The sequence below is a fragment of the Streptomonospora sp. PA3 genome (genome assembly GCF_009728995.1).
In the GTDB taxonomy this organism is placed as follows: domain Bacteria; phylum Actinomycetota; class Actinomycetes; order Streptosporangiales; family Streptosporangiaceae; genus Streptomonospora.
Map to the genome: position 1 here is coordinate 192,159 of NZ_VTZW01000010.1, position 22,918 is coordinate 215,076.

20 protein-coding genes are annotated in these 22,918 nt (G+C 73.8%); 9 read left to right on the top strand and 11 right to left on the bottom strand.

Annotated elements, in window-relative coordinates; translation table 11 throughout:
• Positions 1 to 178: 178 nt before the first annotated feature.
• The 3 genes from FZ103_RS13070 to rimP are packed head-to-tail and all read right to left on the bottom strand — an operon-like array spanning position 179 to position 2,024.
• Entirely contained in the window at positions 179 to 493 is a 315-nt protein-coding gene (locus tag FZ103_RS13070; protein WP_343233507.1) for a YlxR family protein, read from the bottom strand.
• Positions 477 to 1,517 carry a transcription termination factor NusA gene (nusA, locus tag FZ103_RS13075; protein ID WP_156001441.1) on the bottom strand — a complete coding sequence of 347 codons (1,041 nt, stop codon included), beginning with the start codon at positions 1,515 to 1,517 and terminating at the stop codon, positions 477 to 479. The genes FZ103_RS13070 and nusA overlap by 17 nt, the downstream gene beginning before the upstream one ends.
• Before the next feature lie 24 nt (positions 1,518 to 1,541).
• Positions 1,542 to 2,024, bottom strand: a complete 483-nt coding sequence (rimP, locus tag FZ103_RS13080) for a ribosome maturation factor RimP (RefSeq protein WP_156001443.1) — start codon at positions 2,022 to 2,024, stop codon at positions 1,542 to 1,544.
• 466 nt (positions 2,025 to 2,490) lie between these two features.
• On the opposite strand from rimP, the gene FZ103_RS13085 reads away from it, so the two are divergent.
• Both FZ103_RS13085 and FZ103_RS13090 read left to right on the top strand, forming a co-directional pair.
• A complete protein-coding gene (locus tag FZ103_RS13085) occupies positions 2,491 to 2,997 on the top strand; it encodes a hypothetical protein (RefSeq protein ID WP_343233508.1) in 507 nt (168 codons plus the stop codon).
• Positions 2,997 to 3,482 carry a ferritin-like domain-containing protein gene (locus tag FZ103_RS13090; protein ID WP_156001445.1) on the top strand — a complete coding sequence of 162 codons (486 nt, stop codon included), beginning with the start codon at positions 2,997 to 2,999 and terminating at the stop codon, positions 3,480 to 3,482. The genes FZ103_RS13085 and FZ103_RS13090 overlap by 1 nt, the downstream gene beginning before the upstream one ends.
• 26 nt (positions 3,483 to 3,508) lie before the next feature.
• Here FZ103_RS13090 and FZ103_RS13095 read toward each other — a convergent pair whose 3' ends face one another.
• On the bottom strand, positions 3,509 to 5,248 hold the full coding sequence (locus tag FZ103_RS13095) for a proline--tRNA ligase (RefSeq protein WP_156001741.1): 1,740 nt from the start codon (positions 5,246 to 5,248) through the stop codon (positions 3,509 to 3,511).
• Between the two features lie 353 nt (positions 5,249 to 5,601).
• On the opposite strand from FZ103_RS13095, the gene FZ103_RS13100 reads away from it, so the two are divergent.
• Entirely contained in the window at positions 5,602 to 6,390 is a 789-nt protein-coding gene (locus FZ103_RS13100) for a fused MFS/spermidine synthase (RefSeq protein ID WP_343233509.1), read from the top strand.
• Between the two features lie 21 nt (positions 6,391 to 6,411).
• On the opposite strand, the gene FZ103_RS13105 is transcribed toward FZ103_RS13100, so the two are convergent.
• Positions 6,412 to 7,104, bottom strand: a complete 693-nt coding sequence (locus FZ103_RS13105) for a hypothetical protein (RefSeq protein ID WP_156001449.1) — start codon at positions 7,102 to 7,104, stop codon at positions 6,412 to 6,414.
• A gap of 512 nt (positions 7,105 to 7,616) precedes the next feature.
• Between FZ103_RS13105 and FZ103_RS13110 the strand changes: the two genes are divergently transcribed.
• From FZ103_RS13110 to FZ103_RS13135, 6 genes are all read left to right on the top strand, one after another.
• A complete protein-coding gene (locus FZ103_RS13110; RefSeq protein WP_343233510.1) occupies positions 7,617 to 8,654 on the top strand; it encodes a DMT family transporter in 1,038 nt (345 codons plus the stop codon).
• Positions 8,655 to 8,781: 127 nt separating this feature from the next.
• Positions 8,782 to 10,050, top strand: coding sequence for a sensor histidine kinase (locus FZ103_RS13115; protein ID WP_343233511.1), 1,269 nt, complete (start codon positions 8,782 to 8,784; stop codon positions 10,048 to 10,050).
• The gene (locus FZ103_RS13120) at positions 10,047 to 10,712 is read left to right on the top strand and encodes a response regulator transcription factor (protein WP_186356235.1); all 666 of its coding nucleotides are present in this window, start codon (positions 10,047 to 10,049) and stop codon (positions 10,710 to 10,712) included. Before FZ103_RS13115 ends, FZ103_RS13120 begins: the two co-directional genes overlap by 4 nt.
• 217 nt (positions 10,713 to 10,929) lie before the next feature.
• A complete protein-coding gene (locus FZ103_RS13125) occupies positions 10,930 to 12,186 on the top strand; it encodes a cytochrome ubiquinol oxidase subunit I (protein WP_156001451.1) in 1,257 nt (418 codons plus the stop codon).
• Positions 12,187 to 12,250: 64 nt separating this feature from the next.
• The gene (locus FZ103_RS13130; RefSeq protein WP_186356236.1) at positions 12,251 to 13,372 is read left to right on the top strand and encodes a cytochrome d ubiquinol oxidase subunit II; all 1,122 of its coding nucleotides are present in this window, start codon (positions 12,251 to 12,253) and stop codon (positions 13,370 to 13,372) included.
• Positions 13,373 to 13,852: 480 nt separating this feature from the next.
• The gene (locus FZ103_RS13135; protein WP_156001454.1) at positions 13,853 to 14,221 is read left to right on the top strand and encodes a hypothetical protein; all 369 of its coding nucleotides are present in this window, start codon (positions 13,853 to 13,855) and stop codon (positions 14,219 to 14,221) included.
• A gap of 310 nt (positions 14,222 to 14,531) precedes the next feature.
• On the opposite strand, the gene FZ103_RS13140 is transcribed toward FZ103_RS13135, so the two are convergent.
• The 6 genes from FZ103_RS13140 to FZ103_RS13165 form a co-directional block, all read right to left on the bottom strand.
• Positions 14,532 to 14,840 (bottom strand): Dabb family protein, encoded by a 309-nt coding sequence (locus tag FZ103_RS13140; protein WP_156001456.1) that lies wholly within the window; start codon positions 14,838 to 14,840, stop codon positions 14,532 to 14,534.
• Between the two features lie 997 nt (positions 14,841 to 15,837).
• Positions 15,838 to 16,107, bottom strand: a complete 270-nt coding sequence (locus tag FZ103_RS13145) for a DUF6406 domain-containing protein (RefSeq protein ID WP_186356237.1) — start codon at positions 16,105 to 16,107, stop codon at positions 15,838 to 15,840.
• A gap of 393 nt (positions 16,108 to 16,500) precedes the next feature.
• A complete protein-coding gene (locus tag FZ103_RS13150) occupies positions 16,501 to 17,610 on the bottom strand; it encodes a ring-opening amidohydrolase (RefSeq protein WP_156001458.1) in 1,110 nt (369 codons plus the stop codon).
• 37 nt (positions 17,611 to 17,647) lie between these two features.
• Complete coding sequence (locus FZ103_RS13155) at positions 17,648 to 18,601, bottom strand: carbamate kinase (protein ID WP_156001460.1); 954 nt, start codon at positions 18,599 to 18,601, stop codon at positions 17,648 to 17,650.
• Entirely contained in the window at positions 18,598 to 20,496 is a 1,899-nt protein-coding gene (locus FZ103_RS13160; protein WP_156001462.1) for a hydantoinase B/oxoprolinase family protein, read from the bottom strand. Before FZ103_RS13160 ends, FZ103_RS13155 begins: the two co-directional genes overlap by 4 nt.
• Positions 20,493 to 22,628: a hydantoinase/oxoprolinase family protein gene (locus FZ103_RS13165; RefSeq protein WP_156001464.1), complete on the bottom strand. Its 2,136-nt coding sequence runs from the start codon at positions 22,626 to 22,628 to the stop codon at positions 20,493 to 20,495. The genes FZ103_RS13160 and FZ103_RS13165 overlap by 4 nt, the downstream gene beginning before the upstream one ends.
• Positions 22,629 to 22,918 lie beyond the last annotated feature (290 nt).

The window sequence follows — 22,918 nt, forward strand, 5'->3', positions numbered from 1 at the left end:
CCGGACCGTCGCTAGCTTGACGTACTCATCGCTGCGTACTCATCGAGCGCTCATCGCAATCTCGACCCGCTTCCTCGTCGTTACACAACAATGGGTCGGCCACGTCTTCATGCCGACATGGCAAGACCCGCCGCCGTACGGTTTTTACAACCAACGGGGCGGCGTGATCATTCCAACCCTATCTGGAACCCGGTGCGCCGCCAACGCGCGCAGGCCCGCCGAACAGGGCGTCGACGTGTGAAGTGTCGAGGCTCTGCGCGGTCCGGAACGCCCGTGACCACACCCGCCGCCGCTTCGCCGACTCCCAGCAGCGGGGGTCCGCGTGCAGGTACGCACCACGACCAGGCATGCGCCCGGCGGGATCCGGTAGCACTGCACCGGACGAGGCCACCAGCCGCATCAGGTCGGACTGAGCTGCCCGCGACCTGCACCCGACACACGTGCGAACGGGACGGGATGGGCCGCGAACCCCCATTCTAGCGTGTCGGCGCATCTGCGTGCCCGGTGGGCCTTCCCGGATCGTCGTCGGGCGAGGCGTCGATCGACGTCTCCTCGGGGTCGCCGGGGTCGGCGTCGGAGCGGATGTCGATCCGCCACCCGGTCAGGCGAGCCGCCAGCCGGGCGTTCTGCCCCTCTTTGCCGATCGCCAGCGACTGCTGGTAGTCGGGCACGATGACGCGGGCGACCTTGCCCGCCTCGTCGAGCACCTCGACGTGGCTGACCCGCGCCGGGGACAGCGCGTTGCCCACGAAGACCGCGGGGTCGTCGGAGTGGTCGATGATGTCGATCTTCTCGCCGTTCAGCTCGGCCATCACGTTGCGGACCCGGCTGCCCAGGGGGCCGATGCAGGCGCCCTTGGCGTTGACGCCGGACTTGTTGGAGCGCACCGCCATCTTGGTGCGGTGGCCGGCCTCGCGGGCGATCGCCGAGATCTCCACCGTGCCGTCGGCGATCTCGGGCACCTCCAGCTCGAAGAGCTTGCGCACCAGGTTGGGGTGGGTGCGCGAGAGCGTGACCGAGGGGCCGCGGTGGCCCTTGCGCACCTGCACCACATAGGCGCGCAGCCGCTCGCCGTGGGTGTAGGCCTCGCCGGGCACCTGCTCCTGGGGCGGCAGGATCGCCTCGACCTTGCCGAGGTCGACGAGCACGTTGCGGGGGTCCTTGCCCTGCTGGATCAGGCCGGAGACGACCTCGTACTCGCGTCCGGCGAACTCGCCCAGGGTCAGCTCGTCCTCGGCGTCGCGCAGGCGCTGCAGGATCACCTGCTTGGCGGTCGAGGTCGCGATGCGGCCGAAGCCGGTGGGCGTGGCGTCGTACTCGCGCACGACGGTGCCGTCGTCGTCGGTCTCGGCCGCCCACACGGTCACATGCCCGCTGGAGCGGTCCAGCTCGACGCGCGCGCGGGACTCGGTGCCCTCCTGGCGGTGGTAGGCGATCAGCAGAGCGTCCTCGATCGCCTTGACGACGAGGTCAACCGAGATGTCCTTCTCGCGCTCAAGACTGCGCAGGACACTCATATCGATATCCACGGGGCTCCCCCTCTAGTCCGCCGCGTCCACGCCGGTTCCGCGGCGGAATTCCACCTGGACCTTGCCGCGCCCCAGGTCAGAATAGCCATAGGAGCGATTCTGCCCGTCGACCTCCAGGGTGACGCCGGATTCGTCGGCGTCGGCCACACGGCCCTCGACCTCGCCCCCGTCGGCGGTCGCAGCGCGCACGAGCCGGCCGCGCGCCCGCCGCCAGTGGCGGGGCAGGGTGAGCGGACGGTCGACACCCGGCGACGTCACCTCCAGTACGTAGGGCGCCTTGCCCATGGCGTCGGACCCGTCGAGCGCCGCGGAGATCTCCTGGCTGACCTCGCCCACGGAGTCGAGGTCGACGCCGTCGTCGGAGTCGACCACCACCCGCAGCAGCCGCCGCTTGCCCGCCGGGGTGACCTCGATCGCCTCCAGCTCCAGGCCGGCCTCGGCCAGGACGGGCTCGACCAGCTCGGCGAGACGGTCGTGGCGAGCCTGCGCGCCCATCGGTGATCCTCCTCGGCGAATTCCGCCCGCGGATCCGCGGATCCGGGGCGGTCCAGCTATAGCGGTCGTCGGCCGCACGTCGCGGCGACGTCGTGTGCTGTCAAGGGTATCCACTGTCGGCGGTCTCCCATGCCCGAACATCGGTCCTTGTCAGCGGAGGGCCCGCCGGGCCGCACCGGCGTCGGGCGGTGCGGCCCGGCGGCGGCGCCCGGGCACCGGGCGGGGCGCCGGGCGCACGTGTCGCCTTCGCGCGTCCACTGCCCGGATCATGGAAAGATGGGGGACCGATCCGCACCCCGGTGTCCGGGATGTCGCCGACGCCCGACGCCGGCCGGCCCCGGGCGCGGCCGTGGGCGGTCCGCGCCGCGCGGTGCCGACCGCGGCCGCCGACGGGAGCGGAGCCCCGCTGGCACGGCGAACGGTCTCACCCCGGACGTGAACGGGGGTCTCCTGGTGAGGAGGGAAGGTGGGCAACGACGACGGCGCCATCAGCCGCCGTACGGTCGTCGTCGGCGCGCTCGCGGGCATGGCCGCCGCAGCGCTGAGCGGCTGCCGGGGACCCCGGTGGTATCCGAGTGAGATCAGCCCCGACGAGTACGTGCTGCGCTCGGCGATCACCGAGAAGGAGCGCATGATCGCGCGCTACGAGGCGAGCATCGCCGCCGGCGAGGGACCGATCGGCCTGCTGGAGCGGCTGCTGGGCCACCACCGGGACCACGTCGCGGCGCTGCGCGAGCGGCTGCCCGAGCGGCCCGGACGCGAGCCGGAGGCTTCGCCGAGCCCGAGCGGGCCCAGCCCGGCGCCCGTCGGCGACGACCCGGTGCCCGCGGCGGACCTGCAGGTGGCCGAGCAGAGCGCCGCCGCCTCGCGCGCCCGCCAGCTCGCCCGCCTGTCCGATTCCGGTCTGGCCCAGCTCATCGCCTCCATCGGCGCCTGCGAGACCGGCCACGCCCGACTCCTCGCGGAGGCCTGATGACCCAGCCGCCTGAGAACCCCGGCATCGGAACCCCGCTTGCAGAGGACGAGTTCGGCACCGTGCCCGCCCTGCAGGCGGCGCTGCGCACCGAACACGCCGCCGTCTACGCCTACGGCTACATCGGCGCCCGCTCCGAGGACCGGCGGCGCGAACGCTGCTACGAGCACCTGGAGGCGCACCGGGCGCAGCGCGACACGCTGCGGGCCCGGCTGCGCGATCGCGGCGCCCGGCCCGTTCCGGGCGAACCGGCCTACGACCTGCCCGAGGGCGACGGCGGCGCGGCGCTGGACGGCTATGCCCGCGGCGTCGAGCGCCAGACCGCGCAGGCCTATCTGGAGCTGGCGGCCTCCCCCGACACCGCGGTGCGGGACCTGGCGCTGCGATCCCTGCAGGACGCGACGCTGCGCCGCATGGAGTGGGGAGGCGAGCTGGCGGCGTTCCCGGGCTTCGCCGCGGACGCTCCCCCGCCGCGGGGCGGCTGAGGACGCGCCCGCGGGCGGGCCGGGCCTCAGCCGGCGGCCACGACCGCGGCGACGCGGTCGACCGCCTCGTCCACCCCGATGTCCTCGCGCTCGCCCGAGGTGCGGTCGCGCAGCTCCAGCCTGCCCTCGGACAGGCCCTTGCCCACGATGAGGCAGGTGGGCACGCCCAGCAGCTCGGCGTCGGTGAACTTCACGCCGGGGGACACGCCCTTGCGGTCGTCGACCAGGACCCGCACCCCGCGCTGCTCCAGCTGCTCGGCGATGCGCAGCGCGACCTCCACCTGCTCGCCCTTGCCGGTGCCGATCACGTGGACGTCGGCCGGCGCGACCTCGCGGGGCCACACGATGCCCTTGTCGTCGTGGGACTGCTCGACGATGGCCGCGACCACGCGCGAGACGCCGATCCCGTAGGAGCCCATGGTGACGCGCTTGGGTTTGCCGTCGGCGCCCAGCGCGTCCAGCTCGAAGGCGTCGGTGTACTTGCGGCCGAGCTGGAAGATGTGGCCGATCTCGATGCCGCGGGCGGGGTAGAGGGTGCCCTGCCCGTCGGGCGAGGGGTCGCCCTCGCGGACCTCGGCGGCCTCGACGGTGCCGTCGGGGGTGAAGTCGCGGCCGCAGACCAGGTTCATCACGTGGTGGTCGGGCTTGTCGGCCCCGGTGATCCAGGCGGTGCCCTCGACGACGCGGGGGTCGACGAGGTAGCGCAGCTTGTTGCCGAGCAGCGCGTTGGGGCCCACGTAGCCCTTGACCAGGAACGGGTGGGCCGCGAAGTCGGCGTCGTCGAGCAGCTGCACCTCGGCGGGGTGCAGCGAGGCCTCCAGGCGCTTCATGTCGACCTCGCGGTCGCCGGGCACGCCGACGCCCATGATCTCCCACTCCGCGGAGCCCGGGGCGCGCGTCTTGATCAGCACGTTCTTCAGGGTGTCGGCGGCGGTGAAGGTGCGTCCGAGCCCGGCGGCGTTGAAGAACTCCACCAGGGTCTCGATGGTGGGGGTGTCGGGGGTGTGGTGCACCTGCGCCTCGGGCAGGCCCTCGATCGGCTTGGCGGGCGGCGCCGGGGTGTGCACGGCCTCGACGTTGGCGGCGTAGTCCGAGGCGGTGCTGCGGACGAAGACGTCCTCGCCGGTGGGGGTCTCGGCCAGGAACTCCTCGGAGACCGACCCGCCCATGGCGCCCGACATCGCCGAGACGGCCACGAACCGCAGGCCCAGCCGGTCGAAGATGCGGATGTAGGCCTGGCGGTGCAGGTCGTAGGAGTGCTGCAGGCCCTCGTCGTCGATGTCGAAGGAGTAGGAGTCCTTCATGTGGAACTCCCGGCCGCGCAGCACCCCGGCGCGCGGGCGGGGCTCGTCGCGGAACTTCTCCTGGATCTGGTACAGGATCACCGGGAAGTCCTTGTAGGAGGTGTACTCGCCCTTCACCAGGACCGTGAACAGCTCCTCGTGGGTGGGGGTGAGCGCGTAGTCGGCCCCCTTGCGGTCGTGCAGCCGGAAGAGCGCGTCGCCGTACTCGCTGCTGCGCCCGGTGGCGTCGTAGTACTCGCGCGGCAGCAGAGTGGGCAGCAGCATCTCCTGGGCGCCGATGCGGTTCATCTCCTCGCGGATCACCGCCGCGACGTTGTCGAGCACGATCTTGCCCAGCGGCATCCAGGAGTAGACGCCGGGCGCGGCGCGGCGGACATAGCCCCCGCGCACCATCAGCTTGTGACTCGGCACCTCGGCGTCCGCCGGGTCCTCGCGCAGGGTGCGCAGGAACAGGGTCGACATCCGCAGCACGGCCACTCCTATAGGTCCAGTCAGATGTACGGGGTCGGCTCGTCCGGTCGGGCCCGCGCCTGCCGGGACCCGCGAGCGCGGACTCGCTCGAACCGCGGTCCGCCCGCTCGCCGCGGGCGACACGTGAGAGGAGTTCCAGGCTAGCGTTCGCCGACGGTGCCCGGGCACATGTGCCGCGAACGGGTCCGGGAGCAGGGCTCGGGCTGTCGGCAACCGGCTGCTCCTGTAGGCCCCGCCTGCCCGTACCGTTGAGGGCGGATCGGCACGCGAGGACACGATCGGGCGGGTTTGCCATGACTGCGCATGAGGCGGGGCCGGGAACGCGGCGCCCGGAGGTCGAGCTGATGCGCGACGCAGATCGGCCCGACTCCTGGCTGCTGCTGGTCGACGGCACCCCGCAGTCGCACGTGGACCTTTCGGACCCCACCTATCTGGACTTCGAGTACGTGCAGCGCATCGGGCACGTCGCCGACCTGGCCGCCCCGCGCGGCGAGCCGATCCGGGCCCTGCACCTGGGCGCGGGCGCGCTGACGCTGGCCCGCTACATCGCCGCCACCCGCCCCGGCTCGCGCCAGCGGGCCGTGGACGACAACCCCCGGTTGATCGAGCTGGTCCGCGAGTCGCTGCCGTGGGACCGCCGCGCCGACCTGCGGGTGGGGATCGCCGACGCCCGGGAGTGGCTGTCCCGGCGCCGCGATGACAGCGCCGACCTGATCGTCTCCGACGTGTTCGCGGGCGCGCAGACGCCCGCGGCGCTGACCTCGGTGGAGTTCTTCACCGACGCCGACCGGGTGCTCGGCGGCGGCGGGATCTGCGCGGCCAACGTCGGGGACGGCCGCCGCCTGCGCCACGTGCGCGCGCAGGCCGCCACGCTCGGCGCCGTCTTCGCCCACACGGCGCTGATCGCCGCGCCGGGGGTGCTGCGCGGCCGCCGCTTCGGCAACTTCGTGCTGCTGGGATCGCAGCGCCCGCTGCCCGTCGACGAGCTCACGCGGCGCGCCCACCGCGATCCGGACATGGCGCGGGTGCTGGCGGGCGAGCTGCTGGAGCGGTTCGTCGCCGGAGCCGCCCCGGTGCGCGACGCCACCGCCACCGACTCGCCCCTGCCGCCCGACGACGTGTTCGCGCGCTGACCCGCTCCCGGGGGCGGCCCGTCAGCCGGGGAGTTCGTGGTCCAGCAGGAAGGAGAACTCCGGCGTCTGCTTGACGGCGACGCCGCCGCCGGGATCGGGCTGGGTGCTCATCGCGGTGACCCGCCCGTTGCGCCACCAGATGATCTGGTCGGTGACCGGGTCGCCGTCCCTGGTCAGGCTCTGGAAGGTCTGGTAGAGGAACGGCAGCAGCGAGACGGACCGCCGGCTGCGCAGCACGGCGAAGAGCATGGTGTTGGGCGAGGGCAGCATGACCACCGCGCCGTAGGGCAGGGGCTCCTGGGCCACCTCGACCAGGCGCATCACGTGCGCCGACCCCGGCCAGCCGATGCCGTGCAGCACGTGCACCGGGGTATCGGCGTTCGTCTGGAAGGTCTGCAGGTCGTAGGGCTCGTAGGCAAGGTTGCGCATGGCGGCGAACCACAGGTCCTGCTTGCCCAGTCCCCACGCCCGCGCGTGGCGCACGTCCAGCACGGCCGCCTCGTAGTTTTCGGGATTGGTCCGGTAGCACAGCAGAGCGGTCAGGTGCGGACTGATCGAGTACGCCAGCTTGTCGCCGCCCAGCCCCGAAGGGTCGCCGGTGAGGACGATCCGCAGGTAGGGCTGCGCGGCCGCGTAGGGCTCGGCGAGCAGGCGGCTGTGCACGTCGGAGGCCGGCGGGCCGGGGCGGCCGTGCGGGGGGTAGGGGGCGTTCATCGCAGGTGGGAGTCCTGACGTGCTGCGGCCGGCGGGTCCGCGCCTGGCGGGACCGGGCACCGGCTCGTGGGTGTGGTCGGAGCGGCCCGGTGGCGGCGCCGGCGGGATCGCGGCCGGGCCGACTCGGCCGGGACCGGAATCGGCATTGTGCGGCAGTATCCCACCGGCGCGCCACTTCCGCCCCGGCGACGGCGGGCCGGCGCGCCGCGATCACCGGCGATCGCGGGTGGCACAGGGCGTTTCCGCCGCAGGCACGCCGGTCCGGACCGGCGCCCCGGCCTCCGGGCGGCCCCGTGCGGTGCGCTAGCCTCGCAGGCATGCGGTATCGGACACGGCGCTTCTCCACTCCCCCGCCCCGGCGCTGAGCGGGGTGTTCGCCGCGCGCCCGGGACCGGGCGCGCGTCTGCCGCGCGCTCGGGCGCGCCGAGTGCACCGCGGTGCGCCCGGCCCGCTGCGCCGCCCCGCGCCGACGACGTCCTCGTCCACCACCGTCGCCGCCGGAGTACTCGACCGTGTCCGACCACTTCTCCTCCGCCCTGCCCTCCTCCGACTCCGCTGATCCCCGTTCGCCGGCGCCCCCGCCGCCCGAGTCCCCCTCCTCCGGCGACGGACGGGAGCGTTCCGGCGGCACGCGGCGCGGGTTCGCCCTGCTGGTGGCCGCGGGCCTGCTGTGGGGCACCAGCGGGTTGGCCGGCCACGGCCTGCAGGCCGCCGGCGTGACCGTTTCGGCGGTCGCCTGCTACCGGCTGCTGGTCGCGGGCGCGGTGATCGGCGGCTTCCTCGCGCTGTCGGGCCGCCTCGCCCGCCTGCCGCGCACCCGCCCGCTGATGGTGCGCCTGCTGGTCAACGGCCTGCTGCACGCGGTCTTCCAGTACTGCTACTTCGCCTCCCTGACGCTGATACCCGTGGGCCTGGCGACTCTGGTCAAGATCGGCAGCGTGCCGGTGTTCGTGGCCGCGGGGATCTGCCTGGCCGCGCGGCGCGCGCCCGCGGCGCGTCTGGTGGTCTCGGTGCTGCTCGCGGTGAGCGGGCTGGCGCTGCTGATCGGGTTCCCCGCCACCGGTGCGAGCGCCGCCGACCTGGCACTGGGGATGGCCTGCGCGCTCGGCGCCGGACTGACGTTCTCGGTGATGACCCTGGTCAACCGGACGCCGGTGGCCGGGCTGGACCCGCTGGCCAACGCCGGGCTGGGACTGCTGGTCGGCGGACTGCTCCTGGCTCCGGCGGGCCTGGCCGCGGGCATGGCGGTGCCGCTGGAGCCCGCACCGCTGGGCCTGCTGCTGTATCTGGCGCTGGTGCCCACGGTCCTCGCCTACCTCGCCTACTTCGGCGGCGTCAGCAGGGCCTCCGACGCCGGGGCGGCCGTGGGCACGATCGCCGAGCCGCTGACCGCGGCGCTGCTGTCGATGGCGCTGCTTGGCGAGGACATGACGCCGATCGGTGCGGTCGGCGCCGTGCTGCTGGCCGCCGCGATGGGCACCGACTACGCGGCCGGCGTACTGCACCGCCGGCGCAGGCGGCGCGCGGCGCGGCGGCGGGCGCCGCGCTGAGGGCGCCCGCCGCACGCCGCTCCGCTCCCGCGGGAGGCGGCGCTACTCCGCAGGGCGTACCCGCAGCGCTCGCGGAGCCTCCCGGAGGATGACGGGCGTCCGGGCGGCCGGCGCGTAATGTCGATACGTGCTGTCCCGACTCACACCGCGCCGCGGCGACGTATGGATCGCATCGGCGGCGGCGGCGCTCATAGTCGGCTGGTCCGTCGCGGCGCAGCTGCTGCCCGACCCGCCCCCGGCCGCACGGCCGCTGGCGCCGTGGGGCCTGGTGTTCATGGCGGCGGCGATCGTCCCGCTGGCCTGGCGCAGCCGGTTCCCGGTGGCCGTGGCCGTCGTCTCCGTCGTCGCCTCCACGCTGTACTATCCCCTGGGCTTTCCCGACGGGCCCGCGGGGCTGGCGGGGGTGGTAGCCCTGTTCGGCGTCGCCGCCGACGGGTACCGCTGGCAGGCCTGGACCCTGGGGCTGTCGCAGTTCCTGGTGATCCACCTCTGGGAGGCGGTGGTCTACGGCTCTCCGCGCCTGGATTCGGCCATCGCCGTGCTGGAGATGGTGCTGGTCGTGCTCATCGGCGGCGAAGTGGTGCGCCGGCGCCGGGAGAACCGCAGGCTGGCGAGCGAGCGCGCCGATGAGGCGCTGCGCACCCGCGAGGAGGCGGTCCTGCGCCGCGCCTCGGAGGAGCGGGTGCGGCTGGCCCGCGAGGTGCACGACGCGGTCGCGCACAACATCTCGCTGATCAACGTGCAGGCGGGCACCGCGCTCTACCTGATCGATTCCGAGCCCGAGAGGGCCGCCGAAGCACTGGCCACCATCAAGCGGACCAGCAAGGACACGCTGCAGGAGCTGCGCGCGACGCTGAACGTGCTGCGGTCCGTCGACGAGCAGGCGCCGCGCTCGCCCGCGCCCGGGCTCGACCGCATCGAGGAGCTGGCCGAAGGCGCCCGCGGCGCCGGGCTCGACGTGCGGGTGGAACGCAGCGGAGGGCCGCCGCCGGGTTCGCCCAACGTCGAGGCCGCCGCCTACCGCATCGTCCAGGAGGCGCTGACCAACGTCGTGCGGCACGCGGGTGCCACCGCGGTCGCCGTCGAAGTGGAGTGCCTCCCCGGCCGCGTGCGGTTGCTGGTGCGCGACGACGGCGCGGGGGCGGACGGCTTCTCGCCCGGCAACGGCATCGTCGGGATGCGCGAACGGGTGGCCGCGCTGGGGGGCGAGATCGCGGCGGGGCCGCACCCCGAAGGCGGATTCGCCGTGCGGGCCGCGCTTCCCGTGCCCGTACCCGCGGACGGCGGGGAGCCGGGCGTGCCTTCGGCCGCCGGACGCGGTACACAAGGCGGGGAGGACGGCGGCGCGGACGGCGGTCGGCCACCGCGCCGACCGGGAAGGGAGCGGCGCGGGTGATCAGGGTTCTGCTCGCCGACGACCAGGCGCTGGTCCGCGCCGGGTTCCGGGCTCTGCTGGACAGCGCCCCCGACATCTCGGTCGCGGCCGAAGCCGCCGACGGCCGCGAAGCGGTGCGGCTCGCCGCGGCCGAGCGCCCCGACGTGGTGCTCATGGACATCCGCATGCCCGGACTCGACGGGCTGGCCGCCACCGAGCGGATCCTCGCCGATCCCGCGCTCGCCGACGTGCGCATCGTCATCCTGACGACCTTCGACCTGGACGAGTACATCTTCGACGCACTGCGCATGGGCGCCAGCGGGTTTCTGGTCAAAGACACCGAACCCGAGGACCTGCTGCAGGGCGTGCGGGTGGTGGCGCGCGGGGACGCGCTGCTCTCGCCCACGGTGACGCGGCGGCTGATCGCCGACTACGCCAAGCGGCCGCGGCGCCCCGTACCCTCGGCGCGGCTGGAGGAGCTGACCGAGCGCGAGCGGGAGGTGCTGGCGCTGGTGGGCGCCGGGCTGTCCAACGAGGAGATCGCCCAGCGGCTCGTCGTCAGCCCGGCCACGGCGAAGACCCACGTCAGCAGGACCATGGTCAAGCTGCGCGTGCGCGACCGCGCCCAGCTCGTGGTCATCGCCTACGAGAGCTCGCTGGTCACGCCCGGCTGGATCGACTGACACCGCCGGCGGCGCCCGACCGGGAGGGGGCCCGGCCCTCCGGGGATCCCTGAGGCGCCTGCGGGGCCACCCCTACGCCGGACGCGGTAAGCCGCGCCTGCGGCCCGCGCCCGAAGGCGTATCCGCATTGCCTCCCGCCGGGCGATGCCGCGCGGCGGGTCGCGCGGCCATGCTCGTGTCGGATCACAGCCCGCCGACCCCGTGAGGCGCCGCCGACATGTTCGAGGACCCGCTGCTGCTGGCACGCGCGCAGTTCGCACTGACCGCGAGCGTCCACTACCTTTTCGTGGCCCTGACGTTGGGCCTGGCTCCGTTCATCCTGTTCGGCCAGCTCAGCGCCACTCTGCGGCGCGATGAGGCGCGGATGCGCGCGGTCCGCTTCTGGGGCGGGCTCTACGTCGTCAACTATGCGATGGGCGTGCTGTCGGGCCTGGTGATGGAGCTTCAGCTGGCGCTGAACTGGAGCGGGCTGAGCGACATGTTCGGCTACGCCTTCGGCGCTCCGCTGGCGGTGGAGACGATGGGCGCGTTCTTCGTGGAATCGACCTTCCTGGGCCTGTGGATCTTCGGCTGGGACCGGATGAGCCGATGGGCGCACCTGATGTGCTTCGCGGTGGTCACCGCCACCGCCTACCTGTCGGCCTTCTGGGTGCTGGTGGCCAACGGCTTCCTGCGCTACCCCGTGGGCGGGCTGCGGATCGAGGACGGCACGGCGCGGGTCAGCGACCCGGCGGCGCTGATGGCCAACCCCTCGACGCTGATGGCGTTGGGGCACATCACCGCCGGCGCACTGCTGCTGGGATCGAGCGTGGTGATCGCGGTCAGCGCCTACCACCTGGCCCGGCGCAACGATCCCGACCGGATCTTCGGGCGCGGCATCCGCTGGGGGATCGTCGTGTTCGCGCTGGCCCTGGAGCCCACCGCCCACATCGGCGGGATGCAGTTCTCCCTCTACGACAAGACGCCGCCCGCGAGCGGGCTGACCTACAGCCCGGAGGAGATCGAGGCCATCGAGGCGGGCAGCGGCGGCGCCGGGTCCATCGGCGCGGTCGGCGAGGTGGTGATGTTCAGCGCCTGGGCGCTGATGTTCTTCATCGTCCCCGTGCTGCTGCTGACCTGGCTGGTGCGCCGCCTGGACCGCTGGCGGGGTGTGCTGTGGCCGCTGGTGCTGCTGCCGTTCCTGCCGTATGCGGCCAGCGTCGGCGGGTGGCTGGCGCGCGAGACCCAACGCCAGCCCTGGGCGGTGGAGGATCTGCTGACCACCGCCGACGCCGTGACCGACATGACGCCGGGGATGGCCGTGCTCTCGTTCTCGCTGTTCACTCTCGCGTTCGCGGTGCTGGCCGCCGTCACCTATGTGCTGCTGGTGCGCTTCGCCCGGCTCGGGCCGGAGGGCGGTCCGCTCGCTCCGGCGCGCACGGGCGGGCCGATCGCCGGCGAGGCGGACGGGCGGCCGCCGGTGCACACCTTCTAGGGGCCTCGCGGCCCGTCCGCCGACAAACCCGCCCACTTCCCCGCCCTCATCGAAGGAGCCGACCGTGGAGATCCTTGCCGTTGCCCTGCTCGCCGGTCTGGTGGCGGGATACCTGGTGCTCGCCGGGTGCGACATCGGGCTGGGCATGCTGATGCCGTATCTGGCCCGCACGGGCGCCGAGCGGCGGCGGGCCGTGTCGGCCATGGCGCCCTACTTCCTGGGGAGCGAGGTGTGGCTGCTCGGTGCGATCGGCGTGGCCATGGGACTGTTCCCCGCGCTGAAGACCGCGGTGATCACCGGGTTGTGGCCGGTCTTCGTCGCCCTGCTGGCCGGGTGGCTGTTCCGCGACGCGGGCCTGTGGCTGCGCGGGCGCATGCGCGGGCGCGCCGGGCGGGCCGTCTGCGACGTGTGGATCGTGGGCGGCAGTTGGGCGCTGGCGCTGAGCTGGGGGCTGGTCGTCGGAGGGCTGCTCAGCGGCGGTCGGTTGCTGAGCCCGTTCGCGATCGCCTGCGCGCTGGTCGCCGCCGGGATGTTCGCGCTGCGCGGGGCGGCCTTCGGCGCCGAGCGCCTCGTGCCGGCGGCGGCCCGGCCGGAAGCCGGGCGCAGGCTTGCCCCGGCGGAGCGCACAGGCACCGTCGACGTGCTCGCCGGGGGCGGTGGCGCACCCACCGGCGGAGATCTGGCCGCCGCGGGCCCGGTCGGCTCCGCGGCCGGTGCCGGCGGCGCGGGGGCACCCGTGGAGGCGGCGGTCCGCGACCGCGCCGCACCGGCCGAGGCGGACTCGGCCGTGGCCGCCGACGCGGCCGCCCGCGCGACGCGCCCCCTCGCGCGTGCGGCTCTGGGCGCGGGCGTGTTGGCGGCCGGGGCGTCGCTGCTGCCGGGCGGCGCGGTCGCGGACCGCCCGCTGGCCGCGGCGGCCGCCGCCCTGGTCGTGCTGGGGGTGCTGGCCGCGACGTCGGGGCTGTCGGGACCGCGGCTGTCGCGGCACACGTCGGCGGCGGCGATGGCGGCGGTTCCGCTGCTGATCGCCGCGTCGGTGGACCTGCCCGTCGCCCCGGTTCCGGACGGCATCGCGGTGCTGTTCTGGGCGGCCATGGCACCGGTCGTGCCGTTCATGGTCCTGGGCCAGGTCTGGCTGTACCGGATGCTGCGCCGACCCGCGGTGGAGTCGGGGTTCTTCGCCTGACCCCGCGCGTCGGCCTGTCCCCCGGGAGCGCGGTGGGAGGCGGGCGGGCAACCCTTATCGAACCTCGCGGCCGGGTTGGCGGTCCTGTGCAGCGGGCACCTGTCCGGATGCAGTGGGATGCCGTCCCCCGAGGGCATCCGCCGACCCGCTCCGAGGAGGCACCATGCCCGATTCCGCCCCCAAGCCGCCCGCGCCCGGCGGGTGCAACTGCGGTTCCAGCTGCGGCTGCGGCTGCCAGAGCGGCGGTCCGTGCAACTGCGGCGGAAGCTGCGGCTGACCGCTCAGCGCCGCCGGTCGCCGGCCCGCGGGGCCGGCGGCCGCCGTGGACGTAGCGCGCTCGCCGGTGTCTCCGGACGCCGAATCCGGCAGACACGGCGCGTCCGCGCCCCGACACGCCCGGTGCCTTGGGACAATCCCGGTCTGGGGAACACCGCCGGCGACCGCGCGCCGTGCGCGGTCGGCGCCGCACGGGGAGGCCGCATGTCGATCTCGGACATCTTCACGTCCGCCGCCGGGCAACTGGACGACCGCGAGCGGTTGCGCATCTACATCGAAGGCATCCGCGAACGCGCGGCCAAGGCGGTGCCGTGGGGGCCCGACACCGTCGGGCTGCCCCCGCAGGCCGCCGAGAACGCGCTCCTGCGGATCAACGACATCGCCTTCTACGCCAACGCCCGCCAGGAGATCATGGCCTTCGCCGACTTCTGCCTGGCGCTGCTGGAGACCCACGGCCCGCGCGATGCCGGCGCCCTGAGCAGCGGGGGCGCGCCGCCGGCGCAGCGGTGCCGGTGCTGCATGCTGCGGTGGCCCTGCCCCACTCTCCGCGAGATGGCGCGGCTGCTGGACTGACGGCCGGCGAACCGGCGCGCAGTTCACGCGGTGCTCGCGGCGCCACCCGCCGGCGGCGGGGCGCGATCCACCGCCGGCAGGTGACGCGCAGGCGCCCGGTGTCCGGGGCCGCGCGGCGGAGGTCCGCCGCGGGCTCTCACCATGCCGGGCCTCGGCGCCGAGGATATTTCTAGAACAGGTTTCACCGCAATACCGGGCGACTCTCCGGGAACGCACGAGGCCGGTCCGCCGCGGGCGCCGCGACCGAGCGAGAACGCGATCTACCCGGGCGGTCGGCGGCGCCCCGTCGGCCTGCGGAGCGGTGGAGCGTTCAGGTCGCCGCGCGGTCGGTGCGGAACTGCGCCGCCGCACGCTCGGCGATCAGCGGCCGGATGACGTCCAGGGCGGCCTGGTGCTCGGGGTGGTCGCGGTAGGCCGCGTAGGCGTCCTCGTCCGCGACGTCGGCGACGACCGCGAAGTCGAAGGTGTCGGGGCCGATTCCGAGGTCGGGACCGAAGGAGTAGCCGTCGAGCTGCGGGATCGCGGCGGGCAGCCGCGACAGCGTCCGCTCGACCTCGGCGACCTGCTCGGGCGTGACGCCCTCGGACCAGCGGAACAGTGCGATATGCCGGAGTGCCATGGCATGAAGCTACTACGTCGTGCTTAAAAGCGGCGGGGACCCGCTGTCGAGGAACCCACCGGGTACCACCTGGAGGCGGCCGCCGTCGGGGTTGCGGCAATGGGCGCGCCTCGCGCAGCGCAGTCGCAGCTTGCCGCCGAGCAGCACGCGGTACCTGCCAGATGGGGCCGCACCACCGGTGGCCGGGTTCCAGCACAAAGAATGCACCGTGCGCTCGGCGGCAAGCCGCCGCGCCGGGCACGATTCCGGCCCCAGGGGCGGGGGACAGCTCCTGGGGCCGGCCAAAGGGGGATGAACCGCGGTCGCACGGCCTTGTGACTGTGCGGGTCGGGGACAAGGCCGGGCGGTGGGGCACCGCGTCGGTGACGACCGTAACCGCCGTTCGGTCACGCCGACGGTCTAATCAGGTAACCGGAATGTCTCGATTGCCCATTGAGGGCTGCCGACCTGGGCGGATTGACCTGGACGAATAAACCGGACATAAGCAGCAGAGGGCGGCAGCCGCACCACGCGTCCCACCGGCCCCGGCCCCGACTCAGGCGGCCCATCGCCCCGGGCAAGACGGGACCACCGGCCTCGGCCGGGACCGGCGAGACGGTTCGCCACCGCCGTGTCCCGGGGGCGCGGTCGCCTACGGGGACGTGCGGCCCTGCACCGCCGTCGGTACGGCGCCGCGGACGCGTTTCTCCCGGCCGACACACAACGTATTTACACGGTTACTCCAACCGTGCGGTATGGAAACTCTCATCGGGGCGAATATGCGGGGGGATTCTCCCCTTGGCGCCTGAATTGCACTCCGGGACGAAGGACCTGCTCCGCCTTCAGCGCCCAGAAGCGGCGAAAGCGCCCTTTCTCGGCTTCCCGCCGGCTCCGACTCCGGCGGCCTGCGTCGCAAGCGGATACGGAACACGACCGACCGCCCGCACACACACCGCTCTCCCGCCGCCTCGACGGAACAGGCGGCGGGAGAGCGGTGAAAGGGTGAGGACGTGGCGCGTCAGCTCACTCGGACCGCCGTGAGGTAGGCGTCGTCGGAGTCGGCGTTGACGATGTCGGTTATGCGCCACGTCTGTCCGCCGACGGTGAACGTGTCGCCCGTGCGGACGTCGATCATGCCCTGGTCGCTCCATTCCGCCGGGCCACCGAGCTTTGCCGCGGGCGAGCCGTCCTCCTCGAGCCAGAACCGCCCGCCGCCCACGGGACCGCCGACGAAGCGGTCGTTGCGGCCATAGGTGATCTTCTCTTCCGCGCCGATCTCGTGTTCCACGTCCGACCGTCTCCCGTCGTTGCGAGAAGTTCCGGGTCGCGCCCATGCCGCGGTGGGGCGCGCCCCGATAGGGTGTCGCGCCCTAAGGTGTACCGAACCTTACCCTGCCCGCCGTGCAATTGCATGCAGGCTGGAATACTCCGCGGATCATTCCGGGAGGACACGGACGCACAGCGAACCGGAACCGGTCGGGGTGCGTGGAACATCACTCGCGGAGAAATTCGACTCGTCGGGATCTGGATTCGTCACCAACCGAACCTGGAATCGCCCCTATCCGAAACAGACAAACTCGCGACGCGCAGCGTCCCCGTCGGGGTGGTGGTGGGCCCGCGGGCGGAAAGCACGCGACGCGCAGCGTCCCCGTCGGGGTGGTGGTGGGCCGGCGGGCGGGAGTCATTCACCCAGATCGGCGATGGCCGCGACGGTTCCTCCTCCCGAGGGCCCCTGGTGGACCGCCGCCACCGAAACGAAGACCGCCGGGTCGCCGGTCACCGATGCCGCGACCCCGCCGACCGTCGCCTTGATCTGGCGGTGCCAGTGCACGTCGGAGTCGTCGAGCATGATGTTGCGCCGCCCGCGGACCCGTCCGGAGGGGTCGGCCTCGCACTTGATGAACACGTTGACCAGCTTGTCGCCGAGGTCCTCGGGGTGGGGCCTCTCCGGCAGCTTGATCCCGGCCGAGCGGATGGCCGACCAGATCCCGTCGGAGTCCAGCGCGTCGGTCATGACCCCGTGGCCGGCGCGGAACCTGCCGCCCACGCCGCGCGCGTTGCCCACCACCACGATCTGGGCCCTGTCCAGCTCCACGCCCGAAGAGCAGGAGGCCACCGACGAGTACAGCCCGAGGTCGGCGTGGATCTGCTCGGCGGCGGGCTCGGCGATCTCGCCCAGCGCCGTGGCGATGCCCAGGGCGGTGGTGGAGTTGGAGATGTCCATGGACTTCAGGGTGTCCTCGGTGACGACGTCGTGGCCGCGTGCCTTGGCGTCGTTGATGGTCTCCAGCACCAGCAGCGGGGTCTTGGTCTGCACGTAGTGCACGTCGGAGGGGTCGGTGACGCCCGCCTCGGCCATCGCCGCGCGCACCCCCGCCGCGACCTTGCGCACCATCGCCGGGCGGCCGATGTCCTCGGGCAGGATCTCCTCGCTCATGGCGATGCCCACCACCAGCCGCGGCTCGTCGGTGGGCGCGTAGCGCCCCTCGGGCGCGCGGGCGAAGACGGTGGCGTGCGGGGAGAGCACGCCGTCGGTTCCGCCCGACCACACCAGCGGGATCTGCTTGACGGCGTCCTCGCCGCGGGTGCCCTTGTCCAGCAGCACCTCGCGAAACGCCCGGTCCGCCAGGATCCGGGTGTAGTCGTTGACGCCTCCGTTGCCCTCGGTCTTGCCGATCACGGCCAGCACGTCGTCGGCGCTCACGGCGCCGTCGTCGATCAGCCGCGCCAGCCCGGACGCGTCCGTGACGCTTTCGATCGCCACCTTGTGCACCTCGATGGGCGTGGGCATCTGGGTCCACCTCTCGTTGCGGTTTCTCGGCTGCTGCTCAGGGCCGCGGATCCGGTTCGACGACCGTACCCGCGCGCCCGGCCAGACCGGCGGCGACACCGTCGAGTCCGGTGATGACGGCCCGCCGCCCGCCCGCTTCCACGAACCGCACGGCCGCCTCCACCTTCGGGCCCATGCTGCCTTCGGCGAAGTGCCCGCCGGTGAGGTGGGCGCGCAGCTCGCCGGCCGTGGTCCGCCCGATGGGGCGCGCGGCGGCGGTGCCGTAGTCCAGCACGGCGCAGGGCACGTCGGTGGCGATGACCAGTGCTTCGGCCCCGAGCGCGCAGGCCAGGAGCGCGGCCGTGCGGTCCTTGTCGAGCACCGCCTGCACGCCGTGCAGGGTGCCGGAGCCGTCGCGCGCGACCGGCACTCCCCCGCCGCCCGCGGCCACCGGCACCACGCCGGCCGCCAGCAGCGCCCGAACGGCGGGCGCGTCCAGGATCTCGCGCGGCTGAGGCGAGGGCACCACCCGCCGCCATCCGCGCTCGCCGAAGTCGGCCCAGTCCTGGCCGAGTGCGGCGAAGCGCTCGGCCTCCCGCCGCGGCAGATAGCGGCCCACCGGTTTGGCGGGCCGGTCGAAGGCGGGGTCCGCGGCGTCGACGAGCGTGCGGGTGACCACGGCGCTGACGGGGCGGGGCCGGCCGCGGCGGGCCAGTGCCGACTCCAGGGCGTCGGCGATGGTGAACCCGATGGTGGCCTGGGTCTGGGCGCCGCACCAGTCCAGCGTCACCGGCGGCACCACGTCGGCGGCGAGCTCGTTTTTGACGAGCAGGTTGCCGACCTGGGGGCCGTTGCCGTGGGTGATCACGACCTCCGTGCCGCCGGCGATCAGGTCGGCGACGTGTTCCATGGCCGCTGTCAGGGCGCTGCGCTGGTCGTCGGGGCGGGCGCTGCCGTCGGGGGCGGTCATGGCGTTGCCGCCCAGCGCGATCACCGCGCGGGAGGGGATCATCGGCGATCGACCTCCGGGAACGCCTCTCCGCCGGCCAGGACGGCGTATCCCGGGCCGCGGTCGAAGAAGGGCGCGTCGCCGGGCCGGGCGCGGCTCAGCTCGGCGCGCAGCCGCTCGACCTCGGCCGGGTCGGCCGCCGGATCGTCGGCGGGGCCCTCGACCGGCACGCCGTAGTCGTCGCGAGCGGCACGCCGGGAGACCTTGCCGCAGCGCACGTCGGCCAGCACCGCCGCGACCTCCCGCTCCAGCGGGTCGCCCCAGCCCCCGCCGCCGGTGGTGCGGATGCGGATGACCTCGCCGGCGCGCACCGGTTCGGCCTCCACCAGCCCGCCCGGCTCCCGCTCGGCGGGCCCGCCGGGGTCGATGGTCACCTGGAAGGGCGCTCCCGCGCGGCCGCCCTTGACTCCCCAGCAGGAGAGGATCGAGCGGTCGGCGACGGACATGAACGACGCGTCGCGCAGCATCCGGATGTGCTTCTCGTAGCCCAGCCCGCCGCGGAACCTGCCGGCTCCGCCGGAGTCGGTGGCCAGCCCGAGCCGCTCCACGATGAAGGGGAACCGCGACTCGGTGAACTCGGTGGGCAGGTTGCGCGAGTCGGGGACCACGTGGATGGTGTCCTCGCCGTCGGCGTAGTGCCGCCCGCCTGAGCCGCCCCCCAGGACTTCGCGCATCAGGTAGGGCTCGCCGTCGAGGCCGGTGCCGAATACCCCGGTGTAGCGGATCGTCTCCTGGTCGGCGGGCATGTACCCGTCCACCGCCTTGGCGAGCGCGCCCGCGAGCACGCCCAGCAGGCGCAGGATGACGAAGGTGCGCGCGTTGGTGGGCGCCGGGAAGACGGGGGTCAGCAGTGTGCCCTTCTCGGGGAAGCGCATCTCGATGAGCGGCACCACACCCTCGTTGACGTCGAGCTCGGCCATCCGTTCCGGGCTGTCGGCGAGATTGCGCAGGATGGGGGCCAGCCACTTCTTCAGGAAGTTGCCGTCGGCGTAGTCGCCGCAGTGGTTGATGGGCCCCTTGGCCTGCGGCGATGTGCCGGAGAAGTCGATGATCAGCCGGTCGGGCTCCTTGGTCAGGGTGATGCGCTGGCGGTGCAGCCGCGGTTCGTCCACGCCGTCGTGCTCGGCGTAGTCCTCCCAGACGTAGGTGCCGTCGGGGATCTTGGCGAGGATCTCCCGCCGGTAGGTCTCGGTGGTGGCCTCCAGCACGGCGTCGAAGCACCGCTCGACGGCGGCGCGGCCGTAGCGGGAGAACAGGTCGGCGAGCCGGCGCGCCCCCATCAGGCAGGCCGAGCACTCGGCGTCCAGGTCGGCGGCCAGCGAGTCGGGCATGCGGGAGTTGCGCACCATGATGCGCAGGGCCGCGCGGTTGGGCACGCCCTGGTCCCACAACTTGATGGGCGGCACCATCAGGCCTTCCTCGAACACCGAGGTGGCCTTGGGCGGCATCGAGCCGGGGCATGCGCCGCCGATGTCGTCGTGGTGGCCGAACGCCTGCACGAACGCGACCACCTGCGGCCCGTCGCCGCCGTCGTGGAAGACCGGGACGGTGACGCACAGGTCGGGCAGGTGGCCGATGCCGCCTTCGGACTCGTAGACGTCGTTGTGGAAGAACACGTCGCCGGGGCGCATGGTCTCCAGCGGGAAGTCCCGCGCCACCGGATGCACGAGCGCGGAGTAGGAGCGGCCGGTGAGTTTGCGCAACCGCCGGTCGTGGATGCCGACGCGGAAGTCGTGGGCGTCGCGGATCATGGGCGAGCGGGAGGTGCGCGCGATGGCGGTCTCCACTTCCTTCTCCACCGAGGCGAGGGTGCCCTCGACGATCTCGACCAGCACCGGGTCCGCCGGCGGCCGCTCGGCGCCGGCGTCTGCTGCGTGAAGCGCGTCCGGGGTGTTCAACGCTGCGCCTCCTGGGCCGGGGGTGGGGTGTCGGCGGTGACGGCGATGCCGCCGTCGGGGTGCACGCGGGCGGTGAAGCCGGGGTGCAGCGGCAGGGTGGCCGCGTACTCCTCGATGACCGCGGGGCCGGCGACGGTCTGCCCCGGCGCGAGCGCGTCGCGCCGGTACACCGGGGTGCCGCGGTGCACGGCGCCGTCGAAGCGCACGTCGCGCACGCCGGTGCGGGCGGCGGGGGCCCCGCCTTCCGCGGCGGCCGGCGCGCGCGGCGCGGGGCGGCGGATGCGGCCGATGCCGGTGACGCGCAGGTTCACCCACTCCACCCGCTGCCTGGGGTCCTCGCGCAGGTCGTAGCCGTAGAGCTCGCGGTGGGCGGTGTGGAACGCGGCGGCGACGGCGTCGGCGGCTGCGGCGTCGAGCACTCCGCCGGGCACGGGTACCCGGACCTCGTAGGCCTGACCGAAGTAGCGCAGGTCGGCGCTGCGCTCCAGGCGCACGCCGCCGATCCCGTCGGGCCCGCCCTCGCCCGCGAAGCCGTCGTCGCGCAGTGCGGCGGCCGCCTCGGCGGACAGCTCGGCGAAGACGGCTTCGGCGGCGGCCGGGTCGAGGTCGGCGTGGCGGGCCACGCGGGTGCGCACGTAGTCGTTGCGCACGTCCACGCTCAGCAGCCCGAACGCCGAGACGTTGGCGGGGTCGGGCGGCACGAACGCGCCCGCGGGACGCAGGATGTCCAGCAGCGGGCACAGCAGGAGCGAACCCGACCCGCCGAAGGCCACGAGGTGGAAGTCGCGCACGTCCAGCCCGCGCTGGACGGTGATCTGCCGCAGCGCGTTGGCCTGGTTCCACGCCGATATCCGCAGGATGCCCTCGGCCGCCTCCGCGGCGCCCATCCCCAGCCGCGCGCCGAGCGCGGCAAGCGCATCCTCGGCCGCGGCGACGTCCAGGGGCACCTCCCCGCCCAGCAGGTGCGGCGGGATGCGGCCGAGCGCGGCGTGGGCGTCGGTGACCGTCGGTTCGCCGCCGCCCTTGCCGTAGCAGACCGGGCCCGGTTCGGCGCCGGCCGAGGCGGGGCCGACCTTGAGCTGGCCCTCCGGCGAGATCCGCGCGATCGAACCGCCTCCGGCTCCCACGGTGACCACGTCGACCATGGGGATCTTGGAGGGGTAGCGCCCGATGGAGCCTTCGGTGGTCAGCCCGGGTTCGCCGTCGAGGACCACCGAGACGTCGGTGGAGGTGCCGCCGCCGTCGAGGGTGAGGACGCGGTCGTAGCCGGCGCGCCCGGCCAGCAGCGCCGCACCGAGCGCTCCGGCGGCCGGGCCCGACATCACGGTGCTGATGGGCTGGTGCACGACCTCCTCGGCGGAGACCACACCGCCGTTGGACTTCATCACCAGGAACGGGGGCCGCTGCCCGCCGGGACCGGCTTCGGCCTTCTCCAGCCGGGCGGCGATGTCGCCGATGTAGCGGGTGACGCCGGGTTTGACCGCGGCGTCGACGAGGGTCGTCGCGGAGCGCTCGTACTCGCGGTACTCCCGCAGCACGTCGGAGCTGATGGAGACGGTCGCGCCGGGGTGTTCGGCGCGCAGGATCTCGCGCAGCCGCCGCTCGTGGGCGGGGTCGGCGTAGGAGTGCAGCAGGCAGATGCCGATGGTGTCGATGCCGCGGTCGCGGAACCAGCGGGCGGCCGCGGCGGCCTGCTCCTCGTCCAGGGGCCGGATCTCGGCGCCGGTGTGGTCGAGCCGGCCGCCGACCGTGCGCACCAGGTCTGCGGGCACGATGCGCTCGGGCTTGACCCAGAAGTAGGAGTTGCCGTAACCGTCGGGCACGGCCTGGCGGGCGATCTCCAGGATGAACTCGTAGCCCTCAGCGGTGATGAAGCCGAGTCGCCCGGTCCTGCCCTCCAGCAGCAGGTTCGTCGCCACGGTGGTGCCGTGGGAGAGGGCGCTGACCGCGGTTCCGGGGCCGAGCAGGTCCAGGGCCTTGGCCACGCCGTCCATGAATGCGGCGGAGGGGTCGGCGGGCGTGGAGGGCGTCTTGGTGGCCAGCAGCGCACCGGTGTCCTCGTCGAGCGCGACGATGTCGGTGAACGTGCCGCCGGTGTCGATGCCGATGCGGACTCTGCGCTGCCCCGCCATGCACCCGCCCTCGCGTGTCGCCGGATCTCTTGCGGCCGCCGCACGGGGGCGCGGTGCCGCACTAGGGATTCAACTGGGCGCGGGCGGTGTGGTGAATCAGCAAGATCTGCCAACACCTGAGCGGTTTCTTCGTGGGCGGGGCGGCACGCGTAGGGGCGGTGCCGGTCGGCGGGGCCGCCGCCGGTGGTGCGGCTCCGCATGGCAGGTTGCGCGTGCGCTCGGCGGCAAGCTGCGCCCGCGCTTCGCGAGGCGCGCCCATTGCCGCAGCCTCGGTGGTGGCCGTCCCGGGT